Source organism: Frigidibacter oleivorans (assembly GCF_003993775.1).
Classification (GTDB): Bacteria; Pseudomonadota; Alphaproteobacteria; order Rhodobacterales; family Rhodobacteraceae; genus Frigidibacter; species Frigidibacter oleivorans.
Genome location: NZ_RJRZ01000010.1, coordinates 1 through 24,373 on the forward strand (window position 1 = coordinate 1; position 24,373 = coordinate 24,373).

Consider the following 24,373-nt stretch of genomic DNA (forward strand, 5'->3'; position numbering starts at 1 on the left):
CCCCGCGCAGCGCCTCGCGCAGCGCAGCATCATCTGGTCGCCTGTGCCGATATCGCACCGACGATCGATCCGCCCCGATCAGAAAACACGCCCGCCGCTCGCTCATCTCGTAATCTCGTTCGAGATGAGTCAGCACAAAGCACGAACAGCGGCTGGGGTGAGATTGGTCCCAGCTGCAGCCGAACCGCGGCGCAACGGGCGGCGTTCGATCTCTGTTCCATCCGCCATCCAGATGGATTCTCCAAATCGCGTGCATCACGGACTTCGAAAGATCACTTGAATGCAATGACTTAAAGCTGTTCACCGGAAGCGCGGCGGTTAACAGGTCCGGAGAATATAGGCCCGGAGAAAACGCGTGTGCGCCCTTCGGGGCGTGGGCCGGTTAACAGCCCCTCCCGCATAACCTTCGAAAACAACGGAAAAATCCGGCCGCAGCCGGATCGGGAGAACGCTTTCGCGAGGGCAAGTGGCGGAAGGGGTGGGATTCGAACCCACGGATGGTTTCCCATCGCCGGTTTTCAAGACCGGAGCAATCGACCACTCTGCCACCCTTCCGCGGGTGCCCTGCGGGCCGGGGCCGGCGCGGGGTCGGACGGGCTTAGCGCGGCTCACGCGATTCTGAAAGACGGGCGCGGCTGCGCGCGGGGGCGCGGCGCGGGGCGGCCTTTTCTTGCCGGGGCAGAGCGACTAGGATGCCGGCCGCGGGGGCTGGCGGTGCCGGCGCGTTGCGGGCGGCCGGATCGGCCCGTGTCCGGGCCGGCGGCCCGAACCGGCGTTCCGGGACCCGTGGGCGGCGCGGCGCGGGGCACGCCCCTGAAGAACAGCGATCCGGGCGGCGGGCGAAAGCCCGGGAACGCCCGAACAGACGTGGGATGAGGCGGTAACGCCACGGCGACGGGGCAGCAGGACGGCGATGCGCGACCGCGCGCGCCGCACGAAGGGGGCAGGAATGACAGCTGGGACAGGTCGGCACGCAGCGGGTCGGCACGGGGAAGGCTGGAGCGTGGCCGGCATGCCGGGGACCGGGCGCCGGGACGAGGGCGCACCGGCACGGGCGCCGGATCGCGCCGCCCGGGGAGCCGCGGGCGCCGGCCGGCCGGTGCTGGCCGCCCTCGCGCTGAGCGTGGCGCTGGCGGGCTGCATCGGCGGCGGCGGACAGGATGGCCCGGCGGACCCGGCGGTGGGCTCGGCGACCTCGGTCCGGTTGGTGGACCGCGACGTCGAGGCGCCGGAGGTATTCCAGGTGACCGAACAGGGCCTGTGGGACGGGCGCCCCTCGCTGGGCGGGGTCTGGGTCGCGCATCCCGACACGACGGACCCCGAAAGGGTGATCATCCGCAACCCCGCCAATGGCAATTTCGTCATCGGCGCGCTGTTCCGGCGCGAACGCGACATGCCGGGGCCGAAACTGCAGATCTCCTCCGACGCGGCCGGGGCGCTCGGCCTGCTGGCCGGCCAGCCGGCCCAGGTGCAGGTCACGGCGCTGCGCCGGGTCGAGAGCGAGGGCGCGGCCGAGGCCGCCGCGCCCGCCCCGACCGATGTCGCCGGGGCCGCGGCCGCCGCGATCGACCGCGCCGAAGGCACGCCCCCGGCCACAACAGCCGCCGCCCCGGCCGCTCCTCCTGTCGCCCCCGCGGCACCCAGGGTCGCGCCGCCCCCGGCCGCCGCCCCGGCAGCCCCGGCATCCGCGCCCGCGGCGGCCCCTGTCGGGCGGCAATTCGTCCAGATCGGCATCTTCAGCGTCGAGGCCAATGCCGAGAAGGCCGCCGGCCAGATGCGCGCCGCGGGCCTGACCCCGGCGGTGCGGCGCGAGGAAAGCCAGGGCAAGACCTTCTGGCGCGTGGTGGTGGGGCCGCTGCCCGCCACTGCCGAACGCGACGCCGCCATCGCCAAGGTCAAGGGCCTCGGCTATCCCGACGCCTATGCCGTCAGCAAGTGAGGAGACTGCCCGATGCTGAAGCGCCTGTTCCTGTCCGCGCTGATCCTCGCCGCCGCCGCCCTGCCCGGCCGCGCCTTCGAAACCTCGGCCCGCGCGGCCTGGGTCTATGACCTGACCACGCAGACGGTGCTTCTGGACAAGAACGCCGACATGCCGATCCCGCCCGCCTCGATGTCGAAGCTGATGACGCTGAACATGCTGTTCGAGGCGCTCGAACGCGGACAGGTGACGATGGACACCACCTTCGGCGTGTCCGAAAAGGCGTGGAAGATGGGCGGATCGAAGATGTTCGTGAAGCCGGGCGACCGGCCCACGGTCGAGGATCTGATCCACGGCATCATCATCAATTCCGGCAACGATGCCTGCGTCGTGGTGGCCGAGGGGCTGGCCGGCACCGAAGAGGCCTTCGCCCAGCAGATGACCCAGCGGGCGCAACAGCTGGGCATGACCAATTCGCGCTTCGCCAATTCCTCGGGATGGCCCGATCCCGGCCACATGATGAGCGCGCGCGATCTGGGGCTGATCGCGGTGCGGCTGATCACGGAATTCCCCGATCTCTATCCCTTCTTCGGCATGACCGGCTTCAACTACGAAGGCCGGGTGCCGGCGAACGGCAACAACCGCAACCCGCTGCTGCGGGCGGGCGGCGACGGCGACTGGACGGCGGACGGGCTGAAGACCGGCCATACCGAAGAGGCGGGCTATGGCCTCGTCGGTTCGGCGATCGAGCCGCGCAGCGGCCGGCGCATCGTGATGGTGCTGTCGGGGCTGGGGTCGGAATCCGCCCGCGCGCAGGAATCCGAGGCGGTGACCAACTGGGCCTTCCGCCAGTTCGCGCTGCGCACGCTGGTCAAGGGCGCCACCCGGCTGGCCGAGGCCGAGGTGCATATGGGCGCGGTGCCGACCGTCGGTCTGGTGGTGGAGCGCGATCTGTCGGTGCTGATGCCCGCGCTGGCGCAGGACGGCGTGACGGCCGAGGCGGTCTACTCCGGGCCGATCAACGCGCCCATCGCGGCGGGCCAGACGCTGGGCGAACTGGTGGTGACCGTGCCCGAGATGCCCGAGATGCGGCTGCCGCTGCTGGCGGAAACCGAGGTGCCGACTGGCGGCTTCACCAAGCGGCTCGGCGTCGCGGCGGGCGATCTGGTCGCCCGCGTCGCCGGACCGGCCAGCTGACGGCGCCGCGCCCGGCCCCGGAAGGCAGCCCCATGTTCATCACCTTCGAGGGCATCGACGGGTCGGGCAAGTCGACACAGGCGCGGCTTCTGGCCGGCGCGCTGGACCGGGCGGGCCATGCGGTGCGCCTGACCCGCGAACCCGGCGGCAGCCCCGGCGCGGAAGAGATCCGGCGGCTGGTGCTGGAAGGCGATCCCGACCGCTGGTCGCCGGAAACCGAAATCCTGCTCTTCACCGCCGCCCGCCGCGATCACATGGAAAAGACCGTGCGCCCGGCGCTGGCGGCGGGGCAGATCGTGGTGTCGGACCGCTTCGCCGACAGCACCCGCGTCTATCAGGGCATCAGCCGGGGCGACCTGCGCGGGCTGGTGGACCAGTTGCACGGGCTGATGATCGGGCAAGAGCCGGACCTGACCTTCGTCATCGACATCGACCCGGCGACGGGGCTGGACCGCGCCCGTGCCCGCAAGGGGCATGAGGAGCGGTTCGAGGATATGGGCCTTGCGATGCAGGAACGGATGCGCGCGGGCTTCCTGTCGCTGGCGAGCGAGTTTTCCGGCCGGGTCGCGGTGATCGACGGCGCCCGCGCACCCGGGGCCGTGGCGGACGACATCTTGCGGCTGACGCTGGCGCGGCTCGCGGCCGCCCGCCCGGCATGAAGGCCCCCCGCGGCGCCGAGGCCGAGCCGGGGCCGGAGCCCGACCGGATCGAGGGCGTGCCGCATCCGCGCGACACCCTGCACCTGTTCGGGCAGGAGGCGGCGGAGGCGGCCTTCCTCGACGCCCATGCCACCGGGCGGCTGCATCACGGCTGGATGCTGACCGGGCCGCGCGGCGTGGGCAAGGCGACGCTGGCGTGGCGGATCGCGCGCTTCCTGCTGGCGACGCCCGAGGCGGAACCCGATGGCCTGTTCGGCGCGCCGCCGCCGCCCGCGACGCTCGACGTTCCGCCCGATCATCCGGTGGCGCGGCGGATGGCGGCGATGGCGGAACCCGGCCTGTTCCTGCTGCGCCGGGGGCTCGACGATCGCGGCAGCCTGCGCCAGCAGATCACGGTGGACGAGGTGCGGCGGATGAAGTCGTTCTTCACCCTCTCCGCCGCCGATGGCGGCCGGCGGGTGGCGATCGTCGATGCGGCGGACGAGATGAATGTCAGCGCCGCCAACGCCCTGCTGAAGCTGCTGGAGGAACCGCCCGCCCGCACCACGCTGATCCTGATCGCGCACCAGCCCTCGCGCCTGTTGCCGACGATCCGCTCGCGGGTCCGCGACCTGCGCCTGCCGCCGCTGCCGCCGGCCGCGCTTGCCGCCGCGCTGGACCAGGCCGGCACTCCTGCCCCGCCCGAGGCGGCGGCGGCCGTGGCGGAACTGGCCGCAGGGTCCGTGGGCGCGGCAGTGCGGCTCCTGGCGCTGGACGGGCTGGCGCTCTATGCCGAGATCGTGGCGCTGTTTTCCGCCCTGCCCCGGCTCGACCGCATCCGCGCGCTGCAGCTGGCCGACAGCGCGGCGGGCAAGGCGGCCGAGGGCCGGTTCGACCTGCTGCTGACCCTGTTCGACCTGTTCCTGTCGCGCCTCGCGCGGGCCGGGATCATGGGGCCGCCGGCGGTGGAGGCCGCGCCGGGCGAGGCCGCGGTGCTGATGCGCCTCGCGCCCGATCCGCAGGCGGCGCGGGTCTGGGCCGGCGAGGCGGCGGGCATCGTCGCACGGGCGCGTCAGGGCCGGGCGGTCAACCTTGACCCTGCCGCGCTTCTCATGGATATGGTGCTCAAGGTGAACGAGACGGCGGCCCAGGCGACCGCTTGAGGAAGCCCGGACATGCCCCATCCCACCCCCGAACCCGCGGCCGATGGCCCGCCGCAGGCCGTGCCGCCCGCGATCGTGGACAGCCACTGCCATCTGGATTTCCCCGATTTCGACGGCCAGGTGACCGACATCGTCGCCCGCGCCCGCGCGGCCGGGGTGACGCGGATGGTCACCATCTGCACCCGCTGGGACCGCGAACCGCTGGTCCGCGCCATCGCCGAGGCGCATGAGGGCGTGTTCTACGCCGCCGGCGTGCATCCGATGCATGTGACCGAGGAAGAGCCGGTGACGGTGGACCGGCTGCTGGCACTGGCCCGGCACCCGAAATTCGTGGGCATCGGCGAAACCGGGCTCGACTATCACTACACCGCCGACAGCGCCGATGCGCAGAAGACCAGCCTGCGCCTGCACATCGCCGCCGCGCGCCAGTCCGGCCTGCCGCTGATCATCCACGCCCGCGATGCCGATGACGACATGGCTGCGATCCTGACCGAGGAATACCGCAACGGCGCCTATCCTTGCGTGATGCACTGCTTTTCCTCGGGCGCGGGTCTGGCGCGCGCGGCGCTGGACCTCGGCTTCTACCTGTCGATGTCGGGCATCGCGGCCTTCCCCCGCTCGCAGGAACTGCGCGACATCTTCGCGGCGGCACCGCTCGACCGCATCCTCGTGGAAACGGACGCGCCCTACCTCGCGCCGCCGCCCCATCGCGGCAAGCGCAACGAGCCGGCCTATGCCGCCCATACCGCCCGCGTCGGCGCCGGGCTTTTCGGACTCGACCCGGCGGAATTCGCCCGCCGGACCAGCGCCAATTTCGACCGGCTGTTCGCCAAGGCGGCAGGGGCGGCGGCGGGGGCGGCGGCATGACCGGCGGCGTGCTGCGCTTCACCATTCTGGGCTGCGGATCGTCGGGCGGGGTGCCGCGGCTTGGCGGCCACTGGGGCGAATGCGACCCCGACAACCCGCGCAACCACCGGATGCGCTGTTCGATGCTGGTGGAACGGCTGGCCCCCGGCGGCGGCGTGACCCGCGTGCTGATCGACACGACGCCCGACATGCGCAGCCAGCTGCTGCGCGAGGGTGTGGGCGAACTGGACGCGGTGGCGATGACCCATGCCCATGCCGATCATGTGCACGGGCTGGACGACCTGCGGCAGATCGTGTTCAACACCCGCCGCCGCCTGCCGGTCTGGGCCGACGGCGCCACGCAGGACGCGCTGCTGTCCCGCTTCGGCTATGCCTTCGTGCAGCCGGCGGGATCGGCCTATCCGCCGATCTGCGACCTGCACACGATCCGCGGCGCCTTCACCATCGACGGGGCTGGCGGACCGCTGACCTTTCAGCCGCTGCGGGTGGGCCACGGGCCGACCGACGCGCTCGGCTTCCGCATCGGCGGGCTGGCCTATATTCCCGACGTGCTGACCATCCCCGACGCGACCTGGCCGCTGCTGGCGGATCTGCAGGTCTTCGTGGTGGACGCGCTGCGCCGCACGCCGCATCCGACCCATGCGCATCTGGCGCTGGCGCTGGACTGGATCGACCGGCTGGCCCCGGCGCGCGCGGTGCTAACCAACATGCATATCGACCTCGACCATGACCGGGTCGCGGCCGAGACGCCGGCCCATGTGGACCCCGCCTTCGACGGACTGCAGATCGAGCTGGACGCCTGACGGATGCAGGCCCTGATCGAGGTGATCCTGCCGGTGTTCCTGGTGATCGGCGCGGGCTATGCCGCCAGCTGGCGGGGCCTGTTCGGCCCCTCGGCGGTCGAGGGCACGATGCATTTCGCCCAGACCTTCGCGGTGCCGGTGCTGCTGTTCGTGTCGATCCTGCACGTGGATCTCGGCCAGGATTACGACCTGCGGCTGCTTGTGAGCTTCTATGCCGGCGCCTTCGCCTGTTTCGGCCTCGGCTATCTCGGCGCGCTCCGGCTGTTCGCGCGGCCGGCGACCGATGCGGTGGCGATCGGCTTCTGCTGTCTCTTCGCCAATTCGCTGCTGCTCGGCATCCCGATCACCCAGCGGGCCTATGGCGAGGATGCCATCGCCGGCAACCTTGCCATCATCTCGGTCCATTCGCCGCTGCTCTACAGCTTCGGCATCACCGTGATGGAGATGACGCGCGCCCGCGGCACCGGCCTGTCGGTGGGCCGGGTGCTGCTGCGCTCGCTGCGCGCGGTGCTGCGCACGCCGCTGGTCATCGGCATCGGCTCGGGGCTGATCGTCAACCTGTCGGGCCTGCCCCTGCCCGAGGTGCTGGAGGCCGCGACGTCGATGATCGCCCGCGCCGCCCTGCCGGTGGCCCTGTTCGCGCTTGGCGGGGTGCTGTTCCAGTACCGGCCCGAGGGCGACATGCGCACCATCGCGATGATCTGCCTGCTGTCGCTGGTGGTGCACCCGGCGATCACCTTCGGGCTGGCGCGCTTCGGCTTCGGGCTGGACGCGGCGGCGCTGCGCTCGGGGACGCTGACCGCGGCGATGGCACCGGGGGTCAACACCTATCTCTTCGCCAACATGTATGGCGCCGCGCGGCGGGTCGCGGCCTCCTCGGTGCTGATCGCCACGGCGGCGTCGGTCGCGACGGTCTGGGTCTGGCTGGCGCTGCTGCCCTGACGTCCCCCGCGCACGGGGGACGCTATTGGGGGCGCCTCAGCGGCCCTCGTAGATCTCGGCCAGTTTCGCCACCGCGGCCTCGGGGCTCATCTCTTCCGACTCGCCGGTGCGGCGGCAGGTCAGCTCGACCTTGTTCGCGGCCAGCCCGCGCGGCCCGACAGTGATCCGCCACGGCAGGCCGATCAGGTCCATCGTCGCGAATTTCGCTCCCGCCCGTTCGTCGCGGTCGTCATAGAGCGGGTCGAGCCCCCGGGCCTGCAGCGCGCCATACAGCGCCTCGCAGGCGCTGTCGGTGGCGCCGTCGCCCTGCTTCAGGTTGACGATCCCCGCGTGGAAGGGGGTGACGCCCTCGGGCCAGATGATGCCCTTGTCGTCATGGCTGGCCTCGATGATCGCGCCGAGCAGGCGGCTGACGCCGATGCCGTGGCTGCCCATCTCGACCGGCACGCGGGAGCCGTCGGGCGTGACCACCGTCGCCCCCATCGAGTCGGAATACTTGGTGCCGAAGTAGAAGATCTGCCCCACCTCGATCCCGCGGCCGACGCGGCGGCGCGCCTCGGGCACCGTCTCGAACACCGAGGGGTCGTGGGTTTCGTCGGTGCGGGCATAGGGGGCGGTGAACTCGTCGCAGATCGCCGCGACCTCGTCCCGGTTGTCGTAATCGACCTTGCGGTTGCCCAGCGTCAGTTCCGTCACCGCCTCGTCATAGAAGACCTCGGATTCGCCGGTCTGCGCCAGCACGAGAAATTCGTGGGTGTTGTCGCCGCCGATCGGGCCCGAGGCCGCGCGCATCGGGATCGCCGTCAGCCCCATCCGTTCATAGGTGCGCAGATAGCTGACCATGTGGCGGTTATAGGCATGCAGCGCATCCTCGCGCGTCAGGTCGAAGCTGTAGCCGTCCTTCATCAGGAACTCGCGCCCCCGCATCACGCCGAAGCGCGGGCGCACCTCGTCGCGGAACTTCCACTGGATGTGGTACAGCGTCAGCGGCAGCTGCTTGTAGGAGCCCACGGCGCTGCGGAAGATGTCGGTGATCATCTCCTCGTTGGTGGGACCGTACAGCATGTCGCGGTCGTGCCGGTCGCGGATGCGCAGCATCTCTTGCCCGTAATCATCATAGCGGCCGCTTTCGCGCCACAGGTCGGCGGGCTGCAGCGTCGGCATCAGCAGCGGGATATGCCCGGCGCGCTGCTGTTCCTCGTGCACGATCTGTTCGATCCGTTTCAGCACGCGGAACCCCAGCGGCAGCCAGGAATAGATGCCGGCGGCCTGCTGCTTGATCATCCCCGCCCGCAGCATGTAGCGGTGCGAGACGATCTGCGCCTCGGCGGGATTTTCCTTGAGGACGGGCAGGAAATAGCGGGACAGGCGCATCGGGCTCTCTCGATCAGGGACTTGCCGTTCCTATCGTGGCGACAGGGGGCGTTCAAGCGCGGGCACGGTTCGCGGACTGCCGGAAGGCCCGCACTTGAAACGCCGGCAGGGATGGGCAATCTCTGGGCGCGGGACAGGCGGCACCGGATCAGCGGGACCGGATCAACCGGACCGGGCAAAAGGGGACGAGGCATGGCACTTCCGGTACGGGTCCAGCTGCGGTACTGGGGCATCGCCGCGGTGGCGTTCCTGCTGACGCTCTGGCTGCTTGGCAATGTGATCCTGCCCTTCCTCGTCGGCGGTGCGGTGGCCTATTTCCTCGACCCGGTCGCGGACCGGCTGGAACGGTGGGGGCTGTCGCGGGCCGCGGCGACGGGGGCGATTTCCGTGCTGGCGGTGCTGCTGTTCATCGTCGCGGCGCTGCTGGTGATCCCGACGCTGGTACGCCAGTTGGGCCAGTTGATCGAGACGGCGCCGCAGATCTTTCAGCAGCTGCAGACCTTCCTGACCGGCCGCTTCCCCTCGCTGATGGACGAACAGAGCGTGCTGCGCGAAACCATCGTCTCGATCGGCGAGATGATCCGCGCGCGCGGCGGCGAACTGGTGACGCGGGTGCTGGGCTCGGCCGTCGGCGTGGTCAACTTCATCGTGTTCATGGTCGTCGTGCCGGTCGTGGCCTTCTACCTGCTGCTCGACTGGGACAAGATGGTGGGGCGCATCGACGGTTGGCTGCCGCGCGATCACGCCCCCACCATCCGCAAGCTCGCGCGCGAGGTCGATGACGTGCTGGCGGGCTTCGTGCGCGGTCAGGTGCTGGTCTGCCTGATCCTCGGCGTCTACTACGCGATCATGCTGTCGCTGATCGGGCTGAACTTCGGCTTCGTCGTCGGCGCGATCGCGGGCTTCCTGACCTTCATCCCCTATGTCGGCGCGCTGGTCGGGGGCGCGCTGGCCATCGGGCTGGCGCTGTTCCAGTACTGGGGCGACTGGTGGTGGATCGTCGCCGTCTGGGCGATCTTCCAGTCCGGCCAGTTCGTCGAGGGCAACATCCTGACGCCGAAACTGGTGGGCGGCTCGGTCGGGCTGCATCCGGTCTGGCTGCTGTTCGCGCTGTCGGCCTTCGGCACGCTGTTCGGCTTTGCCGGGCTGCTGGTGGCGGTGCCCGCGGCGGCGGCGCTTGGCGTGCTGGCGCGCTTCGCCATGCAGCAATACATGGAAAGCCGGCTGTTCAATGGTCTCGGCGATCCCGAGGAGGTCGCACCCGACATGCGGGTCGAGGTGGTGACCGCCCCCGCCCCCCGCCTGCGCGGGGTGGAAGAAAGCGGCCTGCTGGGTCCGCAGGCCGGCCCCGGGCGGGGCGACGCGGGCTGATGGCCGTCCAGCTGGCGCTCGACCTGCCCCCGCGCGCGGCGATGGGGCGGGCGGATTTCTTTCCCGCCCCTTCCAACGCGCTGGCGCTGGCACAGATCGACGGCTGGCGCGACTGGCCGCAGCGCAAGCTGGTGCTGACCGGTCCGCCGGGATCGGGCAAGACCCATCTGGCCGCCCTCTGGGCCGCGCAGACCGGGGCGGAAACCGTCCCCGCCGAGGAACTGGCGCTGGCCGACCTGCCCGCGCTTGCCACGGGCGCCGTCGCCGTCGAGAACGCCGAACGGGTGGCGGGCTATGACGCGGGCGAGAGGGCGCTGTTCCACCTGCACAACCTCGTGCTCGCGCAGGGCGGGCCTCTGCTGCTGACGTCCGCGCGGGCGCCGTCCCGCTGGTCGCTGCGCCTGCCCGACCTCGCCAGCCGGATGCAGGCCACCGCCACCGCCGCGATCGACCCGCCGGACGACGCGCTGCTGGCCGCGGTGCTGGTGAAGCTTTTTGCCGACCGGCAGGTGCAGGTGCCGCCCGCGCTGATCCCCTGGCTGGTGGCGCGGATGGACCGCAGCCTTGCCGCCGCCCGCGATCTGGTCGCGCGGCTGGACGCGGCGGCGCTGGCGCAGGGACGGCCGGTCGGGCGCAGCCTTGCCGCCGCCGTCCTCGCCGCCGGCTGACGGGCGCACCCCCGGGCGCACCGCCCGCTGCCTTCCGCTGGACGCGGGCGGGCAGGCCGGGCATACTCGCCCCCCTGATTGCGCAACGATAAGAAACGGGCAGTGCCGAGATGACGATTGCAGACTTCCTGAAGGCCCCCTTCCCGCCGCCGCAGACGGTGCCGCGGACCGAGGTCGAGGGGCCGAAACGCTTCTTCAACCGCGAGCTCAGCTGGCTGGCCTTCAACTGGCGCGTGCTGGACGAGGCGCGCAATCCGCGCGTGCCGCTGCTGGAACGGCTGCGCTTCCTGTCGATCTCGGCCACCAACCTCGACGAGTTCTATACCGTCCGCGTCGCCGGCCTGCGGCAGCTGGTGCGCTCCGGCACCGGCCTGCCGTCGGATGACGGGATGACCCCGGCGCAGCAGCTGGTGCGGATCAATGCCGAGGCCCGGCGGCTGATGGCGACGCAGCAGACGGTGTGGAACCGCATCCGACGCGACATCCAGAAGGCGGGGGTCGTGCTGCTGACCCGGTCGAAGCTGACGGTCAAGGACCGCGCCTTCCTGCGCGACCATTTCCTCGAACGCGTCTTCCCGGTGCTGTCGCCCCTGGCCATCGACCCCGCGCATCCCTTCCCCTTCATCCCGAACACCGGCCTGTCGCTGGCGCTGGAACTGGAACGCCGCACCGATGGCCGCCGCCTGCAGGCCCTGCTGCCGATCCCGCAGCAGGTGGATCGTTTCGTGGCGCTGCCCGACGGCCGGGGCGGCGAGACCCGCTTCCTGCCGCTGGAGGAGCTGCTGCTGCTGCATCTGGACGCGCTGTTCCCGGGCTATGCCGATACCGGGCATTGCAGCTTTCGCGTGCTGCGCGACAGCGATCTGGAGGTCGAGGAAGAGGCCGAGGATCTGGTCCGCGAATTCGAGACGGCGCTGAAGCGCCGGCGGCGGGGCGAGGTGGTGCGCCTGAAGATTACCGCCGGCGCCCCCGCCACGCTGCGCGACCTGATCATGGCGGAACTGGACGTGACCCCGGACGAGGTGGTCGAGGTCAAGGGCATGATCGGCATGGCCGATCTGAAGGAACTGGTGACCGACAGCCGGCGCGACCTGCAATGGCCGCCCTTCACGCCGCGCGTGCCGGAACGGGTGCAGGACCATGACGGCGACATCTTCGCCGCCATCCGGCAGAAGGACATGCTGCTGCACCACCCCTACGAGACCTTCGACATGGTGGTGCGGTTCCTGCAGCGCGCCGCCGCCGATCCGGATGTGCTGGCGATCAAGCAGACGCTCTACCGCACCTCGCGCGACAGCCCGATCGTCGCCGCGCTCTGCGAGGCGGCCGAGGCCGGCAAGTCCGTGACCGCGCTGGTGGAACTGAAGGCCCGCTTCGACGAGGCCGCGAACATCCGCCAGTCGCGGCGGCTGGAACGCGCGGGCGCGCATGTCGTCTACGGGTTCATGAACTACAAGACCCATGCCAAGATCAGCACGGTCGTCCGGCGCGAGGGCGACCGGCTGGTGACCTATACCCATTTCGGCACCGGCAACTATCACCCGATCACCGCCCGCATCTATACGGACCTGTCCTTCTTCACCTGCGACCCGGCGCTCGGGCGCGATGCGGCGAAGGTGTTCAACTACCTGTCCGGCTATGTGCAGCCCGAGGGGCTGGAAAACCTCGCCATCTCGCCCATCTCGCTGAAACCCCGGCTGATCGAGATGATCGGCCGCGAGGCGACGCATGCGAAGGCGGGGCGGCCGGGCGAGATCTGGGCGAAGATGAACAGCCTGATCGACGCCGAGGTCATCGACGCGCTCTATGACGCGAGCCGCGCGGGGGTGAAGATCAACCTCGTGATCCGCGGCATCTGCGGGCTGCGCCCCGGCATCGCCGGCCTGTCCGAGAATATCCGCGTCAAGTCGATCGTCGGCCGCTTCCTCGAACACAGCCGCATCGTCTGTTTCGGCAACGGGCAGGGCCTGCCCTCGCGCAAGGCGCGGGTGTTCATCTCGTCGGCCGACTGGATGGGCCGCAACCTCAACCGCCGGGTCGAGACGCTGGTCGAGACGGTGAACGAGACGGTGAAGGCGCAGATCGTCAGCCAGATCATGGCGGCGAACCTCGCCGACGAGGCGCAAAGCTGGGTGCTGCAACCGGACGGGCAGTTCCGCCGCGACCTGCGCGAGGGCGCCGACCTGTTCAACTGCCACCGCTTCTTCATGGAAAACCCGTCCCTGTCGGGCCGGGGCAAGGCGGGGGCGTCGGACGTGCCGCGGCTGGCGCATTCGCGGGACTGATGCCACCGCCCCGGCGCCGCCCCGGCAAGGGCGCGCGGGGGCCAGGACGCTGCGGGTGGGAACAGGCGGCCGGGAACAGGGTGGATGCCGAACCTGTTTCCCGCTCGCCCTTCCCGACGGAGGGGGATAAGACGATGCTGAATATCTGGAACCGGTTGATGCCTGCTGGCCTGACGGGCGCCGCGGGGCAGGACGGGGCGGCCCGCGGAACCACAGGACCGGAGGGGAACGCGATGGACGATACTGCCGGCACGCGGCCCGATCACGACCAGCCCGACGATTGGGGTCCCTTCGGCCGGCCGCTGTTCCAGGATCCCGATGCCCGCGCGCTGAGCCGGGTGGGCGTGGTCGATGTCGGGTCGAACTCGGTCCGGATGGTGGTCTTCGACGGCGCGGCCCGCAGCCCCGCCTATTTCTTCAATGAAAAGGTGATGTGCGGGCTGGGTCAGGGCCTTGCCACCACGGGCCGGCTGAACCCCAAGGGCGCGGAACGGGCGCTGGCGGCGCTGAAGCGCTTCGCCCTGCTGGCCGAGGGGATGCAGATGGCGCCGCTGACCTGCGTCGCCACCGCCGCCGTGCGCGAGGCCGAGGATGGCCCCGCCTTCCGCGAACAGGTGCTGCGCGAGACCGGCCTGCGCCTGCATGTCATCGACGGCGAGGAAGAGGCCCGGCTGTCGGCCCAGGGGGTGCTGCTCGGCTGGCCGGGGGCCGAGGGCATCGTCTGCGACATCGGCGGCAACTCGATGGAGCTGGCCGAACTGAAGGGCGGCACCATCGGCCGGCGCGTGACCTCGCCCCTCGGCCCGTTCCGGCTGCAGCAGGTGCAGGGCGGCCCCCGCGCCCTGCAGCGCCACATCGAACAGGTCATGCGGTCCCTGCGCGACCAGATGGGCCGGCACGACCGCATCTATCTGGTCGGCGGCAGCTGGCGGGCGATCGCGCGGCTGGACATGGAACGCGCCGGCTATCCGATGACGGTGCTGCACGAATACCGGATGACGCCGAAATCCGTGCAGGACACGGTGGACTGGCTGCGCGAGGCCGATATGGCGGCCCTGCGGATGCGAACCGGGATCGGCGCGGAACGGGCCGAACTGCTGCCGCTGGCGGCGCAGGTCCTGGCAGAACTGGTCCGCTGCTTCCGCCCGAAGGAGATCGACATCTCCTCCTACGGCATCCGCGAGGGGATGCTTTACGAACAGATGCCCGAACGGCTGCGCGGCCGCGACCCGCTGATCGAGGCCTGCCGCTTTGCCGAGGCGACGCAGGCGCGGATGCCGGGCTTCGGCAAGCGGCTGTTCGCCTTTCTGGAACCGCTCTACACCCATGCCGGCCCGGCCCGGCTGCGGATCATCCGCGCCGCCTGCCTGCTGCACGACACGACTTGGCGCACCCATCCCGACTATCGGGCCGAGGCCTGTTTCGACAATGTCACCCGCGCCAATCTGGGCGGGCTCAGCCATCCGGAACGGGTGTTCCTGGGGCTTGCGCTGCTTCATCGCTACAAGAACAGCCGCGCCGGCAGCCGGATGGAGCCGATGTTCGCCCTGCTGTCGCCCGAGGAAATCCGCGATGCCGAGGTGCTGGGCAAGGCGATGCGCTTCGGCGCGATGTTCTCGATCCAGTCGCCCGACAAGGCGGGGCAGCTGAAGCTCTATCCGAAGAAGAAGGTGCTGGAACTGGTGCTGAACCCGGCGGAACAGCACCTGTTCGGCGAGGTGGCGGCCGCCCGCTTCGCCTCGCTGGCCGCGGCGATGGGGGTGACGACGGTGGTGAAGGTTGCCGAACGGCCGCTCGACAGGCCGCTATAGGTCGATCTCGCCCGGGCCGGGCGGGTCCAGCGGCTCGGCCGGATAGGGGGGCAGCCCCTCGGCCTCGCGCTCGGCCGGGGTCTTGCGGCGGATCAGGATGTCGCCGTTCGGCTGTTCCTCGGGCGCATGATAGTCGCGCGCATCCCCGACGATGGTCGCCAGCTCGCGGATCATCGGCGCCATCGCCCGCAGTTCCGGCCCCAGCTCGCGCAGGCCCTGTTCCATCCCGTCCAGCGCCGGCCCCATCTCGTCGATCAGGCCGCGCAGCATCGACTCCGCCCCGTCGCGGAACAGGTCGAACCCCTCCTCGGCGGGCGGCTCGGGTTCGACGGTCTGGGCCATGACCGGCGCCGGGGCGACGGTCGGGGCGGTGAAGACCAGGGCGGCGATCAGGGCGAGGTGCGGTGACTGGGCCATGCCTTCAACATAGGCCGCCCGGCGCGATTCCCCTACCCCGTCGCGGGCAGATCGACCGTCACGGGATAGTGATCCGAGGCCGCCAGCAGGGAATCGCGCAAGGGGGCGTTGCGATAGATTGCCGGATCGTCGAACGGGTGCCAGATCCGCCAGCGCGCGCCCGTCACCAGCCCCGGCGACAGCAGAACGAAATCCAGCATGGCCGAGAAATACTGCCCTTCGCTGTCGCGCCAGAACCGGGCCGAGGCCGGGGCGGCGGCGGTCGCATGGGCGATGCGCGGCAGGGCATGGGGATCGTGCAGCCGCAGGCCGGGCGGCGCCTCCTGCCCCAGCACGATTTCCAGCCCGGACCGGCCGAACAGCGCCTCGAACTCGTCGAGCCCCGGCCCGTCGTTGAAATCGCCCAGCACCACCAGCGCCTCGCCCGCCGCCAGATGCCCGGCCACCCGTTCGCGCAGCCAGATGCATTCGGCCAGCTGCCGGCGGCGGTTCTGGATGGCGATGCGCGCGGCATGGGCGGGATCGTCGGCCCCGTGCGGCGCCTTCGACTTCACATGCACGCCGATCAGCCGAAAGGCCGCGCGATCGACCGGGTCCACCGCCGCCTCCAGCGGCGGCTTGGCGAAGCGCACGGTGTCGAGCGTCGCGTCGATGTCGAGGTCGATGCGATAGCTGCCGTCGAAGCGCGGCGCCGCGCCGCCCGCGCCCTCCTGCGGATCGTGCCGCACCGCCATCCGGTCGGGATCGTAGAGCAGCGCGATCTCCTGCTGGCTGTCGTTGGGAAAGCCGGACAGGGCCCGCCGCGCCCGGATGCCCGCCGCGGCCGCCGCCGCCTGCAGCCGGTCCACGGTGCCGCCCGGCCCCCGCCCGTCGGGTGCCTCGACCACCAGCAGCAGGTCGGCGTCGAGCGCGGCCAGCACCGCGCGGATCGCCCGCAGCTGCTCGGCCCGCGTCACGCCATAGCGGGCCGAGGGCGCATCGTCCTCCAGCATCCGGCCCCGCGCATCGAAGAGCGCGTCGAACCATTCGATGTTCCAGGTCCCGATCCGCATGGCGCCGGCCCCTTGCAGCTGATCCAAATATCCCGGGGGAGTCGCCGAAGGCGACGGGGGCAGCGCCCCCTTTGCGTCCCCTCAGGCGGCGCGCTTGCCGCTGATCTCTTCCCAGGCGCGGTTCACCGCGACCAGCCGCGCCTCGGCCAGTTTCAGCGCCTCGGCCGGCAGGCCCCGCGCCATCAGCCGGTCGGGATGGCTGTCGCGCACCGCCTCGCGCCAGGCGGCGCGGGCCTCGGCGAGGCTGGCGCCCGGGTCCACGCCCAGCACCTCCCAGGGGTCGGGCTGGCAATCGGGCACGTGCCGCGCCCGGATCGCGCGGAAGCAGCGCCCGTCCAGCCCGAAGATTTCCGCCACCCGGCCGAGGAAGGCATCCTCCTGCGGGTGATAGCCGCCATCCGCGACCGCGACGTGGAACAGGCCCTCCAGCAGGTCGCGCAGCACCGGATCGCCCGGCCCGAACATCCGCGCGATGCGCGCGGCCCAGGCATCGAAGCCCGCCACATCCTGCCGGGCGAGGTTGAAGACCCGCGCGGCATGGGCGCTTTCGCCCTCGGGGATCAGGAAGACCCGCCGGAAGGCCGTCACCTCGTCCCGCGTCACCGCGCCATCGGCCTTGGCCATCTTCGCGCCGAGCGCGATCACCGCGATGGTGAAGGCCACCGACCGTTCCGGCACGGTCGAACAGCCGCGCAGCCGGTCCAGCACGGCGGACAGGCCCTCGCCGTTGGCGAGCGCCGAAAGCGCGTCGGAAATGCGGGTCCAGATCGACATGCAGCGGATATTAGCTGCGGCGCGGCGCCTTGTCAGGGTGCGAAACGGCGCAGGCCGCGCGACCGCGACAGGCTGCCGCAAGCCCGGCTGCCGTCACAGCCGCAGTTGCAGCAGCACCAGATCCATGCTGCGGCCGAACTTCCAGCCCGCCGCCGGGATCCGCCCGACCTCGGCGAAGCCCGCTGCGCGGTGAAAGGCGATGCCTGCCGCGTTCTCGCCCGACACGGCGGCGATCAGCGACAGCGCGCCGCCCGCCCGCGCGTGATCGGCCACCGCCGCGATCAGCGCCCGGCCCGCGCCCCGCCCCTGCAGCGCCGGGGACAGGATGATCGTGTGTTCCATCGTGCGCAGATAGCCGCTGCCGGGCCGGAACGGCGCATAGGTGGCGAAGCCCATCGCCGGCCCCGGACCGAGCGCCGCGACGAACATCTCGCAGCCCGCGGCGCGGCGCGCGTCCAGCATCGCGGCAAGCGCCTCCACGCTGCGCTCGTCGGCCGAGAAGGTCACGGCGGTGTCGCGGATCATCGGGTTCCAGAAGGCCGCGATCGCCGGCAGGTCGCGCGGTTCCGCCGGGCGCAGGACCAGCGGCAGGGAATCGGCAACGGAATTGGCGACGCACTCGGCGGGCAAGGGATCGGCGGGCATCATCGGACCGGCGGAAAAACGGAAGCAAGCGACAACTTGACGCGCCCGCCCGGCCCCTGCAAGCGGCTTTGCACGGCAGGACGCGGCCTATCTGCCACAGCGTCGTCAAAGCGGCACACAAGCTGTTGAAACTGCCCCCTGTCAGCCCATGTCGGACGGAACCGGTCCGCTGGGCCGGGGCAGAAGTTGACCGAAGAACCCGTTCACAGGAAGAAGGACACCCCGGACCCATGTCATTGCTGCGTACACTCGACCGAATGTTCAAGCACGAGGCCGCCGGAGGCATTGCCCTGATGCTTTCGGCCGCGCTGGCCTTCATCGTGGCGAATTCGGCCCTGTCCGACGGCTATCACGGGATCCTGGCGCTGCCCTTCTCGGTCAGCCTGGGCGAGAATGCCCTGGCCAAGCCGCTGATCCTGTGGATCAACGACGGGCTGATGGCGATCTTCTTCTTCCTCGTCGGGCTGGAGCTGAAGCGCGAGATGCGCGAGGGCAAGCTCAAGGACCCGGCCGACGTGATCCTTCCCGGCATGGCGGCGGTCGGCGGCATGGCCGCGCCGGCGCTGATCTTCCTTGCGCTGAACCTGGGCAACCCGGCCACGGTGCATGGCTGGGCAATCCCCGCCGCCACCGACATCGCCTTCGCCGTGGGCGTGATGGCGCTGCTCGGCAAGCGGGTGCCGGCCTCGCTGAAGATCTTCCTGCTGACGCTCGCCATCCTCGACGACCTCGGGGCCATCGTGATTATCGCGCTGTTCTACACGGCCGAACTGAAGATCGACTATCTGTGGCTGTCGCTGATCCCCCTCGCCGCCCTGTGGTGGCTGAACCGGATCGGCACGCACCGCATCGCGCCCATCGTGCTGTTCGGGGCGCTGCTGTGGTTCTTCATCCTGAAATCCGGCGTGCACGCGACGCTGGCGGGGGTGATCACCGCGCTCTTCGTGCCGCTGAAGGACAAGCACGGCAAGTCGCCGCTGCATTCGGTCGAACATGCGCTGTCGCCTTACGTCTTCTTCCTGATCGTGCCGGTCTTCGCCTTCGCCAATGCCGGGGTGGTGCTGGAAGGGATGACGTTCTCCGACGTCTTCTCCTCGCTGCCGCTCGGCATCGCGGCGGGCCTGTTCATCGGCAAGCAGATCGGCGTCTTCGGCATCACCTGGCTGATGGTGAAGACCGGCCTCGCGCGCATCCCCGCCGGCGCGACCTGGCACCATGTCTGGGGCGCGGCCTGTCTGGCCGGTATCGGCTTCACCATGTCGCTGTTCATCGGCTCGCTCAGCTACAATGACGCGCTCCTGATGAACGAGGTGCGGCTTGGCGTGCTGATCGGCTCGGCCCTGTCGGGCGTGCTGGGATATCTGGTGCTTCGCTACGCCCCGGCCGACGTGATGGACGAGGACGAGCAGCAGGAAGACGAACGCGCCCGGCGCGACCTCGAGGAAAGCCCGGTCATCTGAGCCGGACCGGCGGCCGGGGGGCGATCCCCCGGCCGTTCGCGCGTCAGGCGGCGCGCCGCGCCGCGCGGATCAGTTGCAGGATGTCCTTCGCCGCGGCGGGGATGTTGGTGCCGGGTCCGAAGATCGCCTTCACCCCGTGATCGTAGAGGAACTGGTAATCCTGCTGCGGGATCACCCCGCCGCAGATCACGAGGATGTCACCCGCCCCCTGCGCCTGCAGCGCCTCGACCAGTTTCGGCGCCAGCGTCTTGTGCCCCGCCGCCTGGCTGGAAATGCCGATCACATGCACGTCGTTGTCGATGGCGTCCTGTGCGGCCTCTTCCGGGGTCTGGAACAGCGGCCCCACATCCACGTCGAAGCCGATATCGGCGAAGGCGGTGGCGATGACCTTGGCGCCGCGGTCATGGCCGTCCTGCCCCATCTTCACCACCAGCATCCGCGGGCGCCGGCCCTCTTCCTCGGCGAAGGCCTCCACATCGCGCTGGATCTGGGCAAAGCCCTCGTCGCCGTCATAGGCCGCGCCATAAACCCCCGCCAATGTCCGCACCTCCGCCCGATGCCGGCCGAAGGTGCCCTCCATCGCCAGCGAGATTTCCCCGACCGTCGCGCGGGCGCGGGCGCATTCCGCCGCCGCCTCCAGCAGGTTGCCGCCCTCCACCGTGCGCCGCCCCAGTTCCAGCAGCGCCGCGTCGCAGGCCGCCTGGTCGCGGCTGGCGCGGACCCGGCCCAGCCGGGCGATCTGCGCGTCGCGCACCTTGACGTTGTCGATGTCGAGGATCTCGATCGGGTCCTCCTTGGCCAGCCGGTACTTGTTGACGCCGACGATCACATCCTCGCCCCGGTCGATGGCCGCCTGCCGCCGCGCGGCGCTTTCCTCGATCCTCAGCTTCGGCATCCCGGTGGCGACGGCCTTGGTCATGCCGCCCATCGCCTCGACCTCCCCGATCAGCGCCCAGGCCTTCTCGGCCAGCTCCGCCGTCAGGCTCTCGACGTAATAGCTGCCCGCCAGCGGATCGACGACATGGGTGATGCCGGTCTCCTCCTGCAGGATCAGCTGGGTGTTGCGCGCGATCCGGGCCGAGAATTCGGTGGGCAGGGCGATCGCCTCGTCCAGCGCGTTGGTGTGCAGCGACTGCGTGCCCCCCAGGGCCGCCGCCAGCGCCTCGTAGGCGGTGCGCACGACGTTGTTGTAGGGGTCCTGTTCCTGCAGGCTGACGCCCGAGGTCTGGCAATGGGTGCGCAGCATCAGGCTGCCCGGCTTCTGCGGCTGGAATTCCGACATGATCCGGTGCCACAGCAGGCGCGCGGCGCGCAGTTTGGCCGCCTCCATGAAGATGTTCATGCCGATGGCAAAGAAGAAGGACAGCCGCCCCGCGAAATCGTCGACATTCATCCCCCGCGCGATGGCGGCGCGCACATATTCGCGCCCGTCGGCCAGGGTGAAGGCCAGTTCCTGCACGAGGTTCGCCCCCGCCTCCTGCATGTGATAGCCGGAGATGGAGATCGAGTTGAACTTCGGCATCTCGGCCGCGGTGTATTCGATGATGTCCGCGATGATCCGCATCGAGGGTTCGGGCGGATACACATAGGTGTTCCGCACCATGAATTCCTTCAGGATGTCGTTCTGGATCGTGCCGGACAGCACCGACCGGGGATGGCCCTGCTCCTCGCCCGTGACGATGAAATTGGCGAGGATCGGGATCACCGCGCCGTTCATCGTCATCGAGACCGAGACCTTGTCCAGCGGGATGCCGTCGAACAGGATCTTCATGTCCTCGACGCTGTCGATGGCGACGCCGGCCTTGCCCACATCGCCCACCACCCGCGGATGGTCGCTGTCATAGCCGCGATGGGTGGCGAGGTCGAAGGCCACCGACACGCCCTGCTGCCCGGCGGCCAGCGCCTTGCGGTAGAAGGCGTTCGATTCCTCGGCGGTGGAAAAGCCCGCATATTGCCGGATCGTCCAGGGCCGGCCGGCATACATCGTGGCGCGCACGCCGCGGGTGAAGGGCGCGATCCCCGGCAGGCTGCCCATATGGGCAAGCGCCGCCGTATCCTCGGCGGTATAAAGCGGCTTGACCGCGATCCCTTCCAGCGTGTGCCAGGTCAGGCTGTCCGGGTCGCGGCCCTTCAGTTCCTTTGCAGCCAGCTGCCGCCAGGCGTCGAGATGTTCGGTCATGGCTTCTGCCCTCCCTTGGGCGATGCGATGCGGGAACCGTGCCGCGGCACCCTGCCCTGTCCAACTCTGCCATGCCCGACTATATCTGCATGGAGAGGAGACCCGATGCCCCGCCCGTTCCACGTGATGCTGATGTTGCTTGCGGTCGCGGCCCCCGCCCTGGCCCAGCCGCTTGCGGCGCAGGACCGCACCCCGCCGCCGATGCCGGCCCTGCCGGCCGCCAGCGCCGCCCCCGCCGCGATGGCGCAGGGCGAGGCGGTCCCCCTGCCCGGGGACGAGGGCGCGGACGACGCGCTGCCCGAGGCCGCCTCGGCGGAGGCCCCCTTCCCCCTGCCCGCCGAAGGGCTGACGATCGAGCAGTTCCGCTTCGACCGGCGGCTGGTCATCGTGCTGGCCGACACGCCGCAGAACCCGGCCTTCATCGACCAGATCCGTATGCTGGCCGAGGGCCGGGACCAGATGGAGGCCCGCGACGCGGTGGTGATCGCCGATGCCGACCCCGAGGCCGACAGCGCCATCCGCGCCCGGCTGCGGCCGCGCGGCTTCATGCTGGTGCTGATCGACAAGGACGGGCAGATCGCGCAGCGCAAGCCCTTCCCCTGGACGGTGCGCGAGATCACCCGCGCCATCGACAAGATGCCGCTGCGGCAGGAAGAACTGCGCGAGGAACGGCTGCGGCGCTGAGCGCAGCCGCCATGCCTGCCGGCCCCCGATCTTGCCGCGGCGGGCATGTCAGGCGAACTCCATGATCACGTCGTCCACCTTCAGGCTGGCCCCCGGCGCGGCGTTGATCTTGCTGACGATGCCCTTGCGTTCGGCGCGCAGGATGTTTTCCATCTTCATCGCCTCGACGGTGGCGAGCGCCTGACCCTCCTGCACCTCGTCGCCCTCGGCCACGCTGATCTTCACCACCAGCCCCGGCATTGGGCAGAGCAGCACCTTCGACATGTCGGGGGGCAGCTTTTCCGGCATCAGCCGTGCCAGTTCGGCGGCGCGGGGGGTGCGCACCCGCACCTTCAGGTCGGCGCCCCGCAGCCGCAGGCGGAACCCTTCGGGGATCGGGTCCACCTTCAGCACCAGCGCCCCCCCGTCCACCGTCAGCCGCGCCAGCGTCCGGCCCGGCGTCCAGTCCGAGGCGACGCGATGCCGGGTGCCGTCGGCGAAGGTCACCGTCGCGCCGTCGCGATCCGCCGCGATGGCGACGGGGTGATCGGCGCCCTGCAGGCTGACCACCCAGTCCTCGCCCACATGGCGTTCGTGATTGCCGAGCCGGCCCGAGATGCGGCTGCGCCGGATTTCCGCCACCCGGTGCATCGCGGCGGCCGCGGCCGCGACCCGCCGCGCGATGTCCGGCGACAGCGCGACGCCCTGGAAGCCCTCGGGATATTCCTCGGCGATGAAGGCGGTGGTGATCTCGCCCGCGACGAAGCGGGGATGGTCCATCACCGCGCCGACGAAGGGCAGGTTATGGCCGATGCCCTCGACCTCGAAGGTGTCGAGCGCCACGCGCATCTCCTCGATCGCCTCGGCCCGGGTCGGCGCCCAGGTGCAGAGCTTGGCGATCATCGGATCGTAGAACATGCTGATCTCGCCGCCCTCGAAAACGCCGGTATCGTTGCGCACGATGCCGCCGGTGGGCGTCTCGCCCTCGACCGGCGGGCGATAGCGCGTCAGCCGGCCGATGGAGGGCAGGAAGTTGCGATAGGGGTCCTCGGCATAGAGCCGGCTTTCCATCGCCCAGCCGTCGATCTTCAGATCCTCCTGCCGGAAGGGCAGCGGCTGGCCGGCGGCGACGCGGATCATCTGTTCCACGAGGTCGATGCCGGTGATCAGTTCCGTCACCGGATGTTCCACCTGCAGCCGGGTGTTCATCTCGAGGAAATAGAAGTTGCGCGCCCCGTCGACGATGAATTCCACGGTGCCCGCGCTGGTATAGCCCACGGCGCGGGCCAGCGCGCAGGCCTGTTCGCCCATCGCCTTGCGGGTGGCTGCGTCGAGGAAGGGCGAAGGCGCCTCTTCGATGACCTTCTGGTTGCGGCGCTGGATCGAACATTCGCGTTCGTGCAGATAGACGCAGTTGCCATGCGTGTCGGCCAGCACCTGGATCTCGATATGCCGGGGCTGGGTCACGAATTTCTCGATGAAGATGCGGTCGTCGCCGAAGCTCGCCGCCGCCTCGTTGCGCGAGCTGTCGAAGCCCTCGCGCGCCTCCGCCTCGGACCAGGCGATGCGCATGCCCTTGCCGCCGCCGCCGGCGCTGGCCTTGATCATCACCGGATAGCCGATCTGGCCCGAGATGCGCACCGCCTCTTCCGCATCCGCGATCAGGCCCATGTAGCCCGGCACGGTGCTGACGCCCGCCTCGGCTGCGATCTTCTTCGAGGTGATCTTGTCGCCCATCGCCTCGATCGCACCCGAGGGCGGGCCGATGAACACCACGCCCTCCGCCTCCAGCGCGGCGGCAAATGCGCGGTTTTCCGACAGGAAGCCATAGCCCGGATGCACCGCCTGCGCGCCGGTCTGGCGGATCGCGGCCAGGATCCGGTCGATCACGATATAGGACTGGTTGGCCGGGGCGGGGCCGATATGCACCGCCTCGTCCGCCATCGACACATGCAGCGCGTTGCGGTCGGCATCGGAATAGACGGCGACGGTCGCTATTCCCAGCCGGCGGGCAGTCTTGATGACGCGGCAGGCAATCTCGCCCCGGTTGGCGATCAGGATCTTGTCGAACATGCGGTCCCCCCAGCACGGAAAGGGCCGCCGCGGCGCGATGCCACGGCAGCCCGGAAGTCTTGGTTGCGAACGG

At 70.3% G+C, this 24,373-nt stretch carries 20 protein-coding genes, 1 tRNA gene and 1 pseudogene; 13 read left to right on the forward strand and 9 right to left on the reverse strand.

The genetic code is table 11. The features are described from left to right. Positions 1-127 (reverse strand): annotated as a pseudogene (locus EEY80_RS20485) (IS3 family transposase); the annotation flags it as partial. A 340-nt stretch (positions 128-467) separates the two neighbouring features. Further along, positions 468-555 (reverse strand) — tRNA-Ser (locus tag EEY80_RS12710). Positions 556-1,012: 457 nt separating this feature from the next. Here EEY80_RS12710 and EEY80_RS12715 point away from each other — a divergent pair. From EEY80_RS12715 to EEY80_RS12745, 7 genes are read left to right on the forward strand one after another with little or no spacing between them, the layout of a single operon-like run. Further along, positions 1,013-1,939, forward strand: coding sequence for an SPOR domain-containing protein (locus EEY80_RS12715; protein ID WP_126976957.1), 927 nt, complete (start codon positions 1,013-1,015; stop codon positions 1,937-1,939). Positions 1,940-1,951: 12 nt separating this feature from the next. Further along, on the forward strand, positions 1,952-3,115 hold the full coding sequence (locus EEY80_RS12720; protein ID WP_126976958.1) for a D-alanyl-D-alanine carboxypeptidase family protein: 1,164 nt from the start codon (positions 1,952-1,954) through the stop codon (positions 3,113-3,115). A gap of 32 nt (positions 3,116-3,147) precedes the next feature. Continuing rightward, positions 3,148-3,774: a dTMP kinase gene (gene tmk, locus EEY80_RS12725; RefSeq protein ID WP_126976959.1), complete on the forward strand. Its 627-nt coding sequence runs from the start codon at positions 3,148-3,150 to the stop codon at positions 3,772-3,774. Continuing rightward, positions 3,771-4,916, forward strand: a complete 1,146-nt coding sequence (locus EEY80_RS12730; protein WP_126976960.1) for a DNA polymerase III subunit delta' — start codon at positions 3,771-3,773, stop codon at positions 4,914-4,916. Before tmk ends, EEY80_RS12730 begins: the two co-directional genes overlap by 4 nt. A gap of 12 nt (positions 4,917-4,928) precedes the next feature. Further along, on the forward strand, positions 4,929-5,783 hold the full coding sequence (locus EEY80_RS12735) for a TatD family hydrolase (protein ID WP_126976961.1): 855 nt from the start codon (positions 4,929-4,931) through the stop codon (positions 5,781-5,783). Next, on the forward strand, positions 5,780-6,586 hold the full coding sequence (locus tag EEY80_RS12740; RefSeq protein WP_126976962.1) for an MBL fold metallo-hydrolase: 807 nt from the start codon (positions 5,780-5,782) through the stop codon (positions 6,584-6,586). Before EEY80_RS12735 ends, EEY80_RS12740 begins: the two co-directional genes overlap by 4 nt. 3 nt (positions 6,587-6,589) lie before the next feature. Continuing rightward, positions 6,590-7,528: an AEC family transporter gene (locus tag EEY80_RS12745; RefSeq protein ID WP_126976963.1), complete on the forward strand. Its 939-nt coding sequence runs from the start codon at positions 6,590-6,592 to the stop codon at positions 7,526-7,528. Positions 7,529-7,564: 36 nt separating this feature from the next. On the opposite strand, the gene proS is transcribed toward EEY80_RS12745, so the two are convergent. Beyond that, positions 7,565-8,902 (reverse strand): proline--tRNA ligase, encoded by a 1,338-nt coding sequence (gene proS, locus EEY80_RS12750; protein WP_126976964.1) that lies wholly within the window; start codon positions 8,900-8,902, stop codon positions 7,565-7,567. Positions 8,903-9,094: 192 nt separating this feature from the next. Here proS and EEY80_RS12755 point away from each other — a divergent pair, with 192 nt between their 5' ends. The 4 genes from EEY80_RS12755 (at position 9,095) to EEY80_RS12770 (ending at position 15,037) form a co-directional block, all read left to right on the forward strand. Further along, positions 9,095-10,273: an AI-2E family transporter gene (locus EEY80_RS12755; protein ID WP_126976965.1), complete on the forward strand. Its 1,179-nt coding sequence runs from the start codon at positions 9,095-9,097 to the stop codon at positions 10,271-10,273. Next, on the forward strand, positions 10,273-10,941 hold the full coding sequence (locus EEY80_RS12760) for a P-loop NTPase family protein (RefSeq protein ID WP_126976966.1): 669 nt from the start codon (positions 10,273-10,275) through the stop codon (positions 10,939-10,941). Before EEY80_RS12755 ends, EEY80_RS12760 begins: the two co-directional genes overlap by 1 nt. Before the next feature lie 110 nt (positions 10,942-11,051). Then, positions 11,052-13,226: an RNA degradosome polyphosphate kinase gene (locus tag EEY80_RS12765; RefSeq protein WP_126976967.1), complete on the forward strand. Its 2,175-nt coding sequence runs from the start codon at positions 11,052-11,054 to the stop codon at positions 13,224-13,226. A 233-nt stretch (positions 13,227-13,459) separates the two neighbouring features. Then, entirely contained in the window at positions 13,460-15,037 is a 1,578-nt protein-coding gene (locus EEY80_RS12770) for a Ppx/GppA family phosphatase (protein WP_126976968.1), read from the forward strand. Here EEY80_RS12770 and EEY80_RS12775 read toward each other — a convergent pair. The 4 genes from EEY80_RS12775 to EEY80_RS12790 form a co-directional block, all read right to left on the reverse strand. Further along, the gene (locus tag EEY80_RS12775; RefSeq protein WP_126976969.1) at positions 15,032-15,454 is read right to left on the reverse strand and encodes a hypothetical protein; all 423 of its coding nucleotides are present in this window, start codon (positions 15,452-15,454) and stop codon (positions 15,032-15,034) included. The two genes, EEY80_RS12770 and EEY80_RS12775, sit on opposite strands and share 6 nt — an antisense overlap. Before the next feature lie 32 nt (positions 15,455-15,486). Further along, positions 15,487-16,506 (reverse strand): endonuclease/exonuclease/phosphatase family protein, encoded by a 1,020-nt coding sequence (locus EEY80_RS12780; RefSeq protein WP_126976970.1) that lies wholly within the window; start codon positions 16,504-16,506, stop codon positions 15,487-15,489. 81 nt (positions 16,507-16,587) lie between these two features. After that, positions 16,588-17,280: a tellurite resistance TerB family protein gene (locus tag EEY80_RS12785; RefSeq protein ID WP_126976971.1), complete on the reverse strand. Its 693-nt coding sequence runs from the start codon at positions 17,278-17,280 to the stop codon at positions 16,588-16,590. Between the two features lie 93 nt (positions 17,281-17,373). Then, positions 17,374-17,925: a GNAT family N-acetyltransferase gene (locus EEY80_RS12790; RefSeq protein WP_126976972.1), complete on the reverse strand. Its 552-nt coding sequence runs from the start codon at positions 17,923-17,925 to the stop codon at positions 17,374-17,376. A 230-nt stretch (positions 17,926-18,155) separates the two neighbouring features. On the opposite strand from EEY80_RS12790, the gene nhaA reads away from it, so the two are divergent. Then, on the forward strand, positions 18,156-19,385 hold the full coding sequence (nhaA, locus tag EEY80_RS12795) for a Na+/H+ antiporter NhaA (RefSeq protein ID WP_126976973.1): 1,230 nt from the start codon (positions 18,156-18,158) through the stop codon (positions 19,383-19,385). Positions 19,386-19,428: 43 nt separating this feature from the next. Here the strand turns inward: nhaA and scpA are convergent, their stop codons facing one another. Next, the gene (scpA, locus tag EEY80_RS12800; RefSeq protein ID WP_126976974.1) at positions 19,429-21,564 is read right to left on the reverse strand and encodes a methylmalonyl-CoA mutase; all 2,136 of its coding nucleotides are present in this window, start codon (positions 21,562-21,564) and stop codon (positions 19,429-19,431) included. Between the two features lie 105 nt (positions 21,565-21,669). On the opposite strand from scpA, the gene EEY80_RS12805 reads away from it, so the two are divergent. Then, entirely contained in the window at positions 21,670-22,248 is a 579-nt protein-coding gene (locus EEY80_RS12805; RefSeq protein WP_235829835.1) for a DUF4174 domain-containing protein, read from the forward strand. 48 nt (positions 22,249-22,296) lie between these two features. Here the strand turns inward: EEY80_RS12805 and EEY80_RS12810 are convergent, their stop codons facing one another. Beyond that, the gene (locus EEY80_RS12810) at positions 22,297-24,300 is read right to left on the reverse strand and encodes an acetyl-CoA carboxylase biotin carboxylase subunit (RefSeq protein WP_126976975.1); all 2,004 of its coding nucleotides are present in this window, start codon (positions 24,298-24,300) and stop codon (positions 22,297-22,299) included. Between the last annotated feature and the right edge of the window lie 73 nt (positions 24,301-24,373).